Origin of the sequence: Paraburkholderia sp. Tr-20389 (assembly GCF_017104565.1) — a bacterium.
GTDB lineage: Bacteria > Pseudomonadota > Gammaproteobacteria > Burkholderiales > Burkholderiaceae > Paraburkholderia.
On sequence record NZ_JAAGPD010000051.1, the window covers coordinates 67169 to 79246 of the forward strand.

General features: G+C 63.8%; 13 protein-coding genes. 1 reads left to right on the plus strand and 12 read right to left on the minus strand.

Translation table 11 applies throughout. The features are described from left to right. Positions 1-329 precede the first annotated feature (329 nt). From G3N95_RS34460 to surE, 5 genes are read right to left on the minus strand one after another with little or no spacing between them, the layout of a single operon-like run. Positions 330-1106 carry a 3'-5' exonuclease gene (locus G3N95_RS34460; RefSeq protein WP_205974555.1) on the minus strand — a complete coding sequence of 259 codons (777 nt, stop codon included), beginning with the start codon at positions 1104-1106 and terminating at the stop codon, positions 330-332. A 6-nt stretch (positions 1107-1112) separates the two neighbouring features. Continuing rightward, positions 1113-2207, minus strand: a complete 1095-nt coding sequence (gene rpoS, locus G3N95_RS34465) for an RNA polymerase sigma factor RpoS (protein WP_205974556.1) — start codon at positions 2205-2207, stop codon at positions 1113-1115. A gap of 16 nt (positions 2208-2223) precedes the next feature. Then, positions 2224-3162, minus strand: coding sequence for a peptidoglycan DD-metalloendopeptidase family protein (locus G3N95_RS34470; RefSeq protein ID WP_205974557.1), 939 nt, complete (start codon positions 3160-3162; stop codon positions 2224-2226). 5 nt (positions 3163-3167) lie between these two features. Then, positions 3168-4253 carry a protein-L-isoaspartate(D-aspartate) O-methyltransferase gene (locus tag G3N95_RS34475; protein ID WP_205974558.1) on the minus strand — a complete coding sequence of 362 codons (1086 nt, stop codon included), beginning with the start codon at positions 4251-4253 and terminating at the stop codon, positions 3168-3170. Then, positions 4250-5008 carry a 5'/3'-nucleotidase SurE gene (gene surE, locus G3N95_RS34480; protein WP_205974559.1) on the minus strand — a complete coding sequence of 253 codons (759 nt, stop codon included), beginning with the start codon at positions 5006-5008 and terminating at the stop codon, positions 4250-4252. The genes G3N95_RS34475 and surE overlap by 4 nt, the downstream gene beginning before the upstream one ends. Positions 5009-5274: 266 nt before the next feature. On the opposite strand from surE, the gene G3N95_RS34485 reads away from it, so the two are divergent. Next, on the plus strand, positions 5275-6249 hold the full coding sequence (locus G3N95_RS34485; protein ID WP_205974560.1) for an NADPH:quinone oxidoreductase family protein: 975 nt from the start codon (positions 5275-5277) through the stop codon (positions 6247-6249). Positions 6250-6336: 87 nt separating this feature from the next. On the opposite strand, the gene G3N95_RS34490 is transcribed toward G3N95_RS34485, so the two are convergent. The 7 genes from G3N95_RS34490 to G3N95_RS34520 all read right to left on the minus strand — a co-directional run. Further along, on the minus strand, positions 6337-7161 hold the full coding sequence (locus G3N95_RS34490) for an ABC transporter permease (protein WP_205974561.1): 825 nt from the start codon (positions 7159-7161) through the stop codon (positions 6337-6339). A gap of 1 nt (position 7162) precedes the next feature. Beyond that, a complete protein-coding gene (locus G3N95_RS34495; protein WP_205974562.1) occupies positions 7163-7987 on the minus strand; it encodes an ABC transporter ATP-binding protein in 825 nt (274 codons plus the stop codon). A 46-nt stretch (positions 7988-8033) separates the two neighbouring features. Then, on the minus strand, positions 8034-9071 hold the full coding sequence (locus tag G3N95_RS34500; protein WP_205974563.1) for an ABC transporter substrate-binding protein: 1038 nt from the start codon (positions 9069-9071) through the stop codon (positions 8034-8036). Positions 9072-9155: 84 nt separating this feature from the next. Beyond that, the gene (locus G3N95_RS34505) at positions 9156-10397 is read right to left on the minus strand and encodes a CaiB/BaiF CoA-transferase family protein (RefSeq protein WP_205974564.1); all 1242 of its coding nucleotides are present in this window, start codon (positions 10395-10397) and stop codon (positions 9156-9158) included. 64 nt (positions 10398-10461) lie between these two features. Beyond that, positions 10462-11058: a recombination mediator RecR gene (gene recR / locus G3N95_RS34510; RefSeq protein ID WP_205974565.1), complete on the minus strand. Its 597-nt coding sequence runs from the start codon at positions 11056-11058 to the stop codon at positions 10462-10464. 133 nt (positions 11059-11191) lie between these two features. Next, the gene (locus G3N95_RS34515; RefSeq protein WP_006048866.1) at positions 11192-11518 is read right to left on the minus strand and encodes a YbaB/EbfC family nucleoid-associated protein; all 327 of its coding nucleotides are present in this window, start codon (positions 11516-11518) and stop codon (positions 11192-11194) included. 81 nt (positions 11519-11599) lie between these two features. Continuing rightward, on the minus strand, positions 11600-12078 hold a 479-nt coding region (locus G3N95_RS34520), incomplete at its 5' end, for a DNA polymerase III subunit gamma/tau C-terminal domain-containing protein (RefSeq protein ID WP_277398057.1).

The window sequence follows — 12078 nt, forward strand, 5'->3', positions numbered from 1 at the left end:
CCGGTGCGACACCCTACACACAGTTTGCCACCTGGGCGGCGCAAAAGATTCGCTGCCGCTGGCTGCGCTACGGGTGACTGGAGCGGGTGATGCGCCTGTCCAGAGAGCTGGCAACGGGCGCAAAACGATGTGTTGCCGAGTGAAGTGCGGGACCCGTTGAGGGCCCGCAGGCAGGAACCAGCACTGGCGGGGTTAGCCCGCTTTCTTTGCTTACTTTCTTTGCGGCGGCAAAGAAAGTAAGTGCCGCCCCGCACAGGGGCAACGCATGAATACCAACATGAAATCGCGGATGCCAGCAACAGCAACAGCAACAGCAACAGCAAAAACCATCAATTATCGAACGCAGAGAGATACTCACCCCAGTGCGGCGCCGCCTCCTGCGCGAGCGTATTTTTCACCAGCGCAATTTCATCCGCATACTCTTCCGGCGAGAACCCACCGCGCATCAACTGAAACCTGCAATACAGCAGGTAGGTATTCACGACATCCGTCTCGCAGTAATTGCGAATCTCATCGATACGTCCTGCCTGAAACGCCTGCCACACCTGCCCGCCATCCATCCCGAGCTTGCCCGGAAAACCGCACAGCTTGGCAAGCGCATCGAGCGGTGCATTCGCTCGCGCCTGATACATCGCGAGCACATCCATCAGGTCCGTATGCCGCGAGTGATACCGGCTGATGTAGTTGTTCCACTTGAAGTCGCGGTCGTCCTCGCCGAGATCCCAGTAACGGTTCGCGCGAATGCCGTTGACCAGCGCACGGTAATGCAGCACGGGCAAATCGAAACCGCCGCCGTTCCATGACACCAGTTGCGGTGTGTACTTCTCGATGGTCCGGTAAAACGACTGCACGAGTGCAGCCTCGCCGTCGCTGGGCGTGCCGAGCGACCTCACACGAAAACCGTTGTTGTCGCGAAACACGCAGGAGATCGCCGCAACGCGCTGCAAGTGATGCGGCAGAAAATCGCTGCCCGTCTTCTCGCGCCGCGCCGCAAACGCGTGCTCGGCCACTTCTTCGTCGGACATCGTTGCGGGAAGACTTTCAAGCCGGCGAATGCCGGCGACATCGGGAATCGTCTCGATGTCGAAAACCAGAATGGGTGTCATCAGTTTCTAGAGAACGGCGTCCTTGCGTACGCCATTGGAAGCAAAGAAACGCTTCAGTCGCACCAGCGCCTCTTGCTGGATCTGGCGCACACGCTCGCGCGTGAGGCCCATTTCGTCGGCAAGCTCTTCGAGCGTGGCCGGTTCGATGTGATTCAGGCCAAAGCGGCGTTCGATCACATGCCGGTGCTTGTCCGACAGCCGCGCAAGCCACGCGCGCGTCAGCGTCTCGAGCTCGCGATGCTGTACCTCGGCATCGGGTGACTGGCTCTGATCGTCCGACAGCAGATCGAGCAGACTACTCGCGGGATCGAGATCGAGCGGTGCATCGAGCGATGCCGTGTGCTCGTTCAGCGCGAGGATATCGGTGACTTCATCCGTCGTCTTGCCCGTCAGATACGCGATATCGTCGATACTCGCGTCGCGGCGCTCGGCCGCCTCGCCCGAATTCATCGAGTTCTTTTCGAGGTGGCGCTTCGCACGCAGCACCTGGTTCAGCTCGCGAATCACGTGCACGGGCAGACGCACCGTGCGCGCCTGGTTCATGATCGCGCGCTCGATGCTCTGGCGGATCCACCACGTCGCATAGGTCGAGAAGCGAAAGCCGCGCGTCGGATCGAATTTTTCGATCGCATGCATCAGCCCGAGGTTGCCTTCCTCGATCAGATCGAGCAGCGGCACGCCGCGGTTCAGATAGCCCTTCGCGATGCTGACCACGAGCCGCAGATTGCGCTCGATCATCACCTGACGCGCCTCGAATTCGCCCGCCTTCGCAAGACGCGAATAGCGCTGCTCTTCCTCGACGGTGAGCAGCGGCTTCACGCTGATCCGGTTCAGGTAGTGCTGGATCGTGTCGGCCGTGAGTTCGGCCTGCAGCAGCGCGCGGAAATCGTCGGCGTCGGGCGCGGAATCGTTTGCGCCTTCACGCGAATCCGATTCCTCGTCGCCGCGCGAGCCGCGCTCGTCGGCGTCATTGCTGTTGTCGATCTCGTCGGCATTGTCGTCGTCGGCGTCGGAAGCGCCGGCGTCGTCCACCGAAACAGGCGTGGCACGGCTGAGGGACTCAGTCTCTGCTTGCGATGGGCGGCGCTTCGATTTCGGCATGGTCGTATCGCTTGGCTTATTGCGGCGGCAAATACTTCATTGGGTCGACAGGCTTACCCTGCCGGCGAACTTCGAAATGCAACATCACGCGGTCCGAGTCACTGTTGCCCATTTCGGCGATCTTCTGCCCCTTGGTCACCGCGTCACCCTCTTTTACCATCAAAGCGCGGTTATGTGCATACGCTGTGAGATACGTTGCGTCATGTTTGATGATAATGAGATTGCCGTAACCGCGCAGCCCATTTCCTGCATAAACCACGCGACCATCAGCGGAAGCCTTTACCGGTTCACCCGCCGACCCACCGATGTTCACGCCTTTGTTCTTCGAATCGTCAAAGCCGTTGAGCAGCGGACCGCGCACAGGCCAGGCAAACGTCACGTTGCCATTCGACGCCGTCGTGTCGCTCGTAGCAGCCGGCGGCGTCACCATGGGCGCAGCCATCGCGCCCGGTGCCGCACCGTAAATGGGCGGCTGATTGGCGGCGCCCGCCGACGGCGCGGCAGGTGCGCCATTGAGCGGCGCGCTCTGCACTGCCCCGCCGCCGATCGGCGCCGTCGCGACGCCCGGCACCATCGGTGCGCCGTTCGCGCCCGGCGGCGCCACACGCAGCAACTGGTCGACTTCGATCTGGTTCGGGTTCGTCAGGTTGTTCCACGCGGCGATGTCGCGATAGTTTTGACCGTTTTCGAGCGCGATCCTATACAAGGTGTCGCCCGGCTTCACTCGGTAGTAGCCCGGAGGCGGCGGACCGAGCGGCACGGGCGCCTGCGCGCCGGGTGCTGCACCGGGCTGCGTGACGGTGCCCAAGGTGCCGGAGCGATCGACCACTGGCGCCTGATCGAGCCGCGTCGCACATGCTGCCAGGACGGACAGCATGGCCACGCAAACGCTTCGCTGAGCGACGGACAACGGGACATTCAGGCTGGTTCTTTGCATCGCGCGAAACATACTCATCGGGTTCAAATCACTCCGGATTTTAAGGGGACAAAGAAAACGCGATCAAGCCGCGATTCGCGCCATTGCGCGGGCCCCGTGCGCTCGACGAGCGTGAGCACCTGCGACTGTCCGTCCTGCGATCCGACGGGCGCCACGAGCCGCGCGCCGATGGCGAGCTGTTCGAGCAGCGCCTGCGGCACATCGAGTCCGGCCGCCGCGATCACGATCGCATCGAACGGCGCAGCCGCGGGCAAACCGATGCGTCCGTCGCCGTAGTGCAGACGGATGTTCGGGATGCGCAGCGGGCGCAGGTTCGTCTTTGCGCGTTCGTAAAGCGGTTTGATGCGTTCAATCGAATACACGTCGCGCGCGACCTGGCTTAGTACCGCGGCCTGATAGCCGCAGCCCGTGCCAATTTCGAGCACGTTGTTGAGCGTGCGGCCCTGCGCCGCCAGCTCGATCATCCGCGCGACCACAGAAGGCTTCGAGATGGTCTGGTGATGGCCGATGGGCAGCGCCGCATCTTCGTACGCCTGCGTAGCGAGACCGGGATCCACGAACATGTGGCGCGGCACCATGGCCATCGCATCCAGCACGCGCGGATCCGTGATGCCGTTCGCCCGCAGCCTTTCGACCATCCGTTCGCGCACGCGTTCGGACGTCAGCGTGACGGCACTCGTCAACGCGACATTCGGCGCGCCCGTGCGTTCGAATACCGCCGTCACCGGACGCGGCAACTGGTTGCGCGCGCCGTCGTTGCGGATCGTGGATGCACTTTTCGTATTGACGATTCCGGACGCGTTTTTTGTAACGGCGCTTTTGACAACGGGTTTGACCACGACAGGCGTCCGCGCAGACGAACCAGCCGTTTTCGCGTTCGAATTGAGGATGCCCGGGCCGCCCTTCGCAGGTGCCGCAGTCTTGGCGCCGCCGACCGTGCCGCTGATGCCGCCGCTGCGCGCACGGCCGGCCTGCGCATTGGCGCCGGAAGCGACCGGCTTCGACACAGCCAGCTTGCCCGTTTTCGCGTCGCGCGCGTCGGCCCGGCGCGGCTCGCGCACCAGGTCCTCGAGTCCAAGCGGAAAGCGCTTTGCGCGCTCGCCGGTCATGAAGTCCCGCTCCCGGCGCGCACCCAGTCGCACGCCGTGGGCAGCATCGCCGTATCGGTCAGATCGAGTTGCAGCGGCGTGATCGACACGAAGCCGTTGGCCGCCGCGTGGAAGTCGGTGCCTTCGCTGGCATCGCGCGCACTGCCCGACGGGCCGATCCAGTAGATCGGCTCGCCGCGCGGGTTGGTCTGGCGGATCACCGGCTGCGACGGGTGCCGCTTGCCGAGGCGCGTGATGCGCCATTCGCGCAGCTGCTCGTAAGGCAGGTTCGGAATGTTGACGTTCAGCAACGGATGGCCGGGCAACGGACGTTCGAGATAGTGCGCGACGATTTCGGCGGCGACACGTGTGGCGTCTTCGAGATGCACCCAGTCTTTATCGACCAGCGAGAAAGCGATGGCGGGCACGCCGAACATGATGCCTTCCGTCGCTGCGGCGACGGTGCCCGAGTACAGCGTGTCCTCGCCCATGTTCTGGCCGTTGTTGATGCCGGACACGACGAGATCGGGCGTATGGTCGAGCATGCCCGTCAACGCGATGTGCACGGAGTCGGTCGGCGTGCCGTTCACGTAGTAAAAACCATTGGCCGAGCGCAGCACCGACAGCGGACGCGACAGCGTCAGCGAATTCGACGCGCCGCTGCAATTCTGTTCGGGAGCCATCACGGTGACATCGGCGAGGGGCTTCAGCGCTTCATAAAGCGCAGCAAGGCCTGGCGCCAGATAACCGTCGTCATTGCTGAGTAGGATTCGCATGCGGCGATTGTAACCGAGGAAACAAGGCACGCGAACGACACACGAGGCACGTGCATGCCTATGCTTTCATGCATCGCGCGACGTGCTATGTTGCGGTTCCGATGCGCACGGTCGTTCGCACCTGCTTTACGCCGATTCGCGGCATGGATTCATCGCGGCACGCGCGTTGCACGGCGCGAGCAGCCGGCCCGCAAATCGAAAGCACGCTTATGAAGCATGCATCAGCCTGTGACGCTTACACCACACCCTTATCGATGGGAGACACGATGCGCGCAATCCGCTGCAACCAGTACGGCCCGCCCGAAACGCTGAGCATCGAGGAACTGCCCGATCTCGTGCCGCAGCCCGGTCAGATCGTGATCGACGTGAAAGCGGCGAGCGTCAATTTCCCCGACGTGCTGATCATCCAGAACAAGTATCAGTTCAAGCCGCCCCTGCCCTTCACGCCCGGCGCGGAAGTGGCGGGCATCGTGCGCGCCGTCGGCGACGGCGTGACGCAGTTCAAGCCCGGCATGCGCGTGGTCGCCTACACGCAGCAAGGCGGTTTCGCCGAGCAGGCGGTCGCCGACGCCGGCGCGTGCGTACCGCTGCCCGACGACGCCGACCTCGAAACGGCCGCCGTCTTCACGCTCGCGTACGGCACATCGCATCACGCCGTGGTCGATCGCGCGGCATTGAAAGCGGGCGAAACGATGCTCGTGCTCGGCGCAGCGGGCGGCGTCGGACTCGCCGCCGTCGAAATCGGCAAGGCGCTCGGCGCGCGCGTGATCGCGGCGGCATCGAGCGACGAGAAGCTCGCGACCTGCGTCACGCACGGTGCGGACGCAACCATCAACTACGCGACGGAAGACCTGCGCGAACGCATCAAGGCGCTCACGGACGGCAACGGCCCCGACGTGATTTACGACCCCGTCGGCGGCAGTTATACAGAGCCCGCCTTTCGCAGCATCGGCTGGCGTGGGCGCTATCTCGTGGTCGGCTTTGCGAATGGCGAGATTCCGAAGCTGCCGCTCAATCTCGCGCTGCTGAAAGGCGCGAGCATCGTGGGCGTGTTCTGGGGCGATTTCGCGCGCCGCGAGCCGCAGCACAATGCCGCCGCCTTTCAGGAAATGCTGGGCTGGATTCGCGCGGGCAAGCTCAAGCCGCTGGTGTCGGCGCGCTATCCGCTCGAGGACACGGCGCGCGCGCTAAACGACATGGCGCAGCGGCGCGTGCTCGGCAAGATCGTGATTACGCCTTGAACCTTTTCTTGCACTGAAAATGAAAACGGCGCGTGGCGGCCTTCGCAGGACCGACACGCGCCACGTCTCATTCGCCTTAGAGCGCGCTCAGATTTTTTCCGTCTCGCCGCTCTTCGGTTGCCACTTCATCAGACGCTTCTCAAGCGCACCGACGATCGCATCGAGTATCAGCGCAAAGGCCGTCAACACGAGAATCCCGGCGAACACGGTGTTGATGTCGAACGTGCCTTCGGCTTGCAGGATCAGATAGCCGACGCCGCGCGCAGAGCCGAGATACTCGCCGACCACCGAGCCGACGAACGCCAGCCCCACCGACGTATGCAGGCTCGAAAACACCCAGCTCATCGCGCTCGGCAGATAGACGGCGCGCAATAGCTGCTTGCGGTTCGCGCCTAGCATGCGCGCGTTCGCGAGCACGACGGGGCTCACTTCCTTCACGCCCTGATAGACATTGAAGAACACGATGAAGAACACCAGCGTCACGCCGAGCGCGACCTTCGACCAGATGCCGAGTCCGAACCACACACCGAAAATCGGCGCGAGAATCACCCGCGGCATCGAGTTCGCAGCCTTGATATACGGATCGAACAGCGCGCTCGCGAGCGGCGACAGCGCGAGCCACAAACCGACACCCAGCCCCAGCACCGTGCCGAGCGCGAACGCGAGCACCGTCTCGATCAACGTGATCCAGAGATGCAGATAAATCTCACCCGTTGCAAACCATTCCCAGATTCGCACAAGCACTTTCTGAGGCTCGCCGAAGAAGAACGCGGCCTTGTTCGGATCGTCGAAATAGAACGCGGGCAACAGCGTCGGGCTGGTCAGCACGTACCAGAGCACGAAGCTCAGCACCAGCAGCAGCCATTGCCAGATCACGAGATTCGCGCGATTCGGGCGCAATGCTTTCCACATCTCAGTTGCCCTCCGGCGCGACCGTCAACTGTTGCTGATAACCCTTGAGAACCTCATCGCGCAGCACGCTCCAGATCTGCGCATGCAGTTCGACGAAACGCGGATGCGCGCGCACTTCGGCGACGTCGCGCGGACGCGGCAGATCGATCTTGAACTCGCCGATCGGCCGCGTGCCCGGCCCCGCCGACAACACGACCACGCGATCCGACATCGCAATCGCTTCATCGAGATCGTGCGTGATGAACAACACCGCCTTGCGCTTCGCCGCCCACAGATCGAGCAGCTCGTTTTCCATCAACTGGCGCGTCTGGATGTCGAGCGCGGAAAACGGCTCGTCCATCAGGATGATGTCCGGGTCGAGAATCAGCGTCTGCGCCATCGCGACCCGCTTTCGCATGCCGCCCGACAGCTGATGCGGATAACGGTCCCCGAAGCCGCCCAGGCCGACGCGCTTCAGCCATTCCTCGGCGCGCGCGCGGGCTTCGGCGCGCGGGACATCATGGAACGACAGGCCCGCCAGCACGTTGTCGAGCGCCGAGCGCCACGGCATCAGCGCGTCGGCCTGGAACATGTAGCCCGCGCGCCGGTTGATGCCCTTGAGCGTTTCGCCGAACACCGTTACCGAGCCCGACGACGGTTCGAGCAGCCCCGCGCCGACGTTCAGCAACGTCGACTTGCCGCAGCCCGTCGGCCCGACCACGGACACAAACTCGCCCGGCGCGATGCGCAGCGTCGTGTCCCTGACAGCGGTATAGCGTTGCCCGCGCTTCTCGCGCGACGCAAACGTGCAGGTGATGTTTTCGAGCGCCAGGGCGGCAACGGTCATCGTTCGGCTCGCTTCTTGTTTCGTGGATTCCAATGCCGGCTGCCGCTTACGCCTTGACCGTCGCGAGCGCCTTCTTCACGAAGTCGTTCGTCCATGTCTTCGACAGATCGATCGGCTTGCCCTTCACCGTCTCGTCGAAAGCCTGCAGCGTCTTGAGCGACGTGGCGGGACCGTCGACCGGCATCAGACCGTCCGGCGACATCGCCTCTTTCACGTGCTGCCACGAATCCAGGTACAGCGCGCGATCGCCGAGCAGATACGACTCCGGAACCGTGTTGATCAGTTCCGTGCCCGTCGCCGTCTGCAGCCACTTGAGCGCGCGCACCATCGCGTTGGTCAGCGCCTGCGTGGTGTTCGGATTCTTGCTGATGAACGATTGCGACGCGTACAGGCAGCCCGCCGGCATGTTGCCGCCGAACACGGTGTGCGTATCGTTGAGCGTGCGCGTATCCGACACGACACGGATCTCGCCCGAACGTTCGAGCTTCGTCATCACCGGGTCGAGATTGGCGAGCGCGTCGATCTGGCCCGACTGCAGCGCGGCGATCGCACCCGCACCGGCGCCGACGCCGATGAACGCCACGTCTTTCGCGGTCAGTCCGGCCTTCGCGAGCACGAAGCTCGCCATGATCGACGTCGACGAACCCGGCGCCGTCACGCCGATCTTCTTGCCCTTCAGATCGGCAATCGACTTGTAGTTCGGCATGGTCTTCTTCGACACGGCCAGCACGATCTGCGGCGCGCGCCCTTGCAGCACGAACTCGCGGAAATACTGGTTCTTCGCCTGCAGCAGCAGCGTGTGCTCGAAGGCGCCGGACACGACGTCCGCACTGCCGCCGACCGCCGCCTTCAACGCCTGCGAGCCGCCCGCGAAGTCTGAGATTTCGACTTCGAGCCCTTCGTCCTTGAAGAAATTGCGGCGCTCGGCAATGGTGAGCGGCAGATAGTAGAAAAGATTCTTGCCGCCGACGGCGATCGCGACTTTCGACGTTTCCAGCTTGCTTTGGCCGAATGCGAGCGGCGAGCCGACGAGCGATGCGCCCGCGAGTGCCGCCGAGCCTGCGAGGAAGCTTCTTCGTTGCATGGTCCTGTCTCCGTTTTTTGTTCTGTCGCGGGCTGTCCGCCCGTCTTCGCGCCGCGTGCCGGCGTGCGTTAGCGTGTCCGCCGGCTACACGATCTGTTGCGCATGCAACCTTGCGATGTGGTCCGCATCATAACCCAGCGTTTGCAGAACTTCATCCGTATGTTCACCCAGTTCGGGCCCCAGCCAGCGCGTCTCGCCGGGCGTTTCCGAGAGCTTCGGCGTGACGTTCGGCAGCGAGATGTCACGGCCGTCCTGCCACTTGAAGGTCTGGATCATCTGGCGCGCGACGTACTGCGGATCGGTGAACATGTCGGCGACGCTGTAGATGCGGCCGACGGGCACGTCGGCGGCATTGAGCACGTCGAGCGCTTCGTCGATCGTGCGATCGGCGAGCCATGCGGCGATCGCGCCGTCGATTTCCTGCGTGCGCGGCACACGGCCGTCGTTATGCGCGAGCGCGGGATCGTTGGCGAGATCGTCGCGATCGATCGCGAGCATCAGCCGCCTGAAAATGGGATCGCTATTGCCGCCGATCACGATGCTGCCGTCGCGACACGGGTAGGTATTGGACGGCACGATGCCCGGCAGCGACGCGCCCGTGCGTTCGCGCACCATGCCGTACACGCCGTATTCGGGCACCACGCTTTCCATCATGTTGAAGACGGCTTCGTACAGCGCGACGTCGACGACCTGGCCTTTGCCGCCGTTCGCCTGCCGGTGATGCAGCGCCATCAGCGCGCCGATCACGCCGTGCAGCGCCGCGATCGAATCGCCGATCGAAATGCCGATACGCGGCGGCGGCAAGTCCGGATAGCCCGTGATGTGGCGCAGCCCGCCCATCGATTCGGCGATCGCGCCGAAGCCCGGACGATCGCGATACGGCCCCGTCTGGCCGTAGCCGGACAGCCGCACCATCACGAGTCCTGGATTCTCTGCCGACAGCACGTCGTAGCCGAGCCCCAGCTTTTCGAGCAGACCGGGCCGGAAATTCTCGACCACGATGTCCGCTTCCTTCGCGAGCTTGCGGACGATCTCCTTGCCTTCGTCGGCCTTCAGATTGATCGTCACCGACTGCTTGTTGCGCGCCTGCACGGCCCACCACAGCGACGTGCCGCCCACTTCGGGATAGAGCTTGCGCCACTTGCGCAACGGATCGCCGCCCTTCGGGTCTTCGATCTTGATGACATCCGCGCCGAACTCGCCGAGAAAGCGCGCCGCGAACGGGCCTGCGATCAGCGTGCCGAGTTCGAGCACCTTGACGCCCGCGAGCGGGCCGCTGGGTTTGCCGTCGGGTTTGCCGTTTGCCGTTGAAGTGTGTGCGCTCATGTGTCTCCTGATCTTTTTTGTGCTGTCCTCACGCGTGGCACCGTCTCCTTACGGCTGCGCCCCGCTACATCGAACGCCGGTCGAGCATCGCGCGTGCGATCGTGCCCGCGTCGACATATTCAAGTTCGCCGCCGACGGGTACGCCGCGCGCCAGCCGCGTGACGGAGAGTCCGCGCGCCTTCAGCGTCTGGCCAAGATAATGCGCGGTGGCTTCGCCTTCGTTCGTGAAGTTGGTTGCGAGCACGACTTCCTTCACGACGCCATCCGTCGCGCGTTTCACGAGCCGGTCGAAATGGATTTCCTTCGGCCCGATGCCGTCGAGTGGACTCAGCCGCCCCATCAGTACGAAATACAGACCGCGCCAGGTCATCGTCTGTTCGAGCATGATCTGGTCGGCCGGCGTTTCGACGACGCACAGCAAGGTCGGATCGCGCTCGGTGTCGCTGCAGACCTCGCAGATCTGCGCCTCGGTAAATGTGTTGCACTTCTCGCAGTGCTGCAGATGCTCGGTCGCGAACAGCAGCGAGCGGCCGAGCTTTTCGGCGCCTTCGCGGTCGTGCTGCATCAGGTGGTAGGCCATGCGCTGCGCGGACTTCGGACCGACGCCGGGCAATGCGCGCAGCGCTTCGACGAGCGCCGACAGGGCGGAAGGTTGTTTCATGCGGGTACGGCGGCGTCGATCGAAGAGAGGTTGAATCGCGTCGTGTCGCTGCGCGCAAGGCCGCGCCGTTAGACGATGAACGTCCAACGCGCGGGCATGCGGTCATGCGCCGCGCGCGACAACGCTGCGCGATTTAGAACGGCAGCTTGAATCCCGGCGGCAACGGCAGGCCGGACGTCATGCCGCCCATCTTTTCCTGCGCGGTGGCTTCCGCCTTGCGCACGGCATCGTTGAATGCAGCGGCAACGAGGTCTTCGAGCATGTCCTTGTCGTCGGCGAGCAGGCTCGGGTCGATCGACACGCGGCGCACGTCGTTCTTGCAGGTCATCGTCACCTTGACGAGACCCGCACCCGACTGCCCCTCGACTTCGATCTGCGCGAGTTGCTCCTGCATCTTCTTCATGTTTTCCTGCATCTGCTGGGCCTGCTTCATCAGCCCTGCGAGTTGGCCTTTCATCATGGACTTGCTCCTTCGTGATAATGGATTCGGTTGGGCGCGTACGCCTTCTGCGGGTTCGCAATGTGGCTGCGCGCCTGGGAATCAGTGCGCCGCGTTCTGGCCCGCTTCGGCGCCCGGCATGAGCGGACGAATCGAGCCCGGCACGATGCTCGCGCCGAACTCGCGGATCAGGGACTGCACGAACGGATCGGTGCCGATCTCGCGTTCCGCTTCCTGTTGACGTTTGGCGCGCTCGATCGAATCGAGCACGGCGGCCGTGCGCTGCACGGGGCCGACTTCGACCTGCACGTCGATCTCGCTGCCCAGGCGTTCGGCTAGCGCCGCCTTGAGCTTCGCGATCTGCGCGGGCTCGGCATACAGCTGGACCGCGACGTTGAGCTTGAGCGTCTTGCCGTTGACGGCCATCAACTCGCTGTTGAAGGCGAGCTGATACGAGATGCCCTTGAGCGGCAGCGTGACGGCGAGCGCGGGCCAGTCGCCGTCGAAGCCGATTGCATTGAGCGGCACGGCGGGCGGCAGCGTGCGGATATCGACGACGGGTGCTGCGGATGCGGACGCGG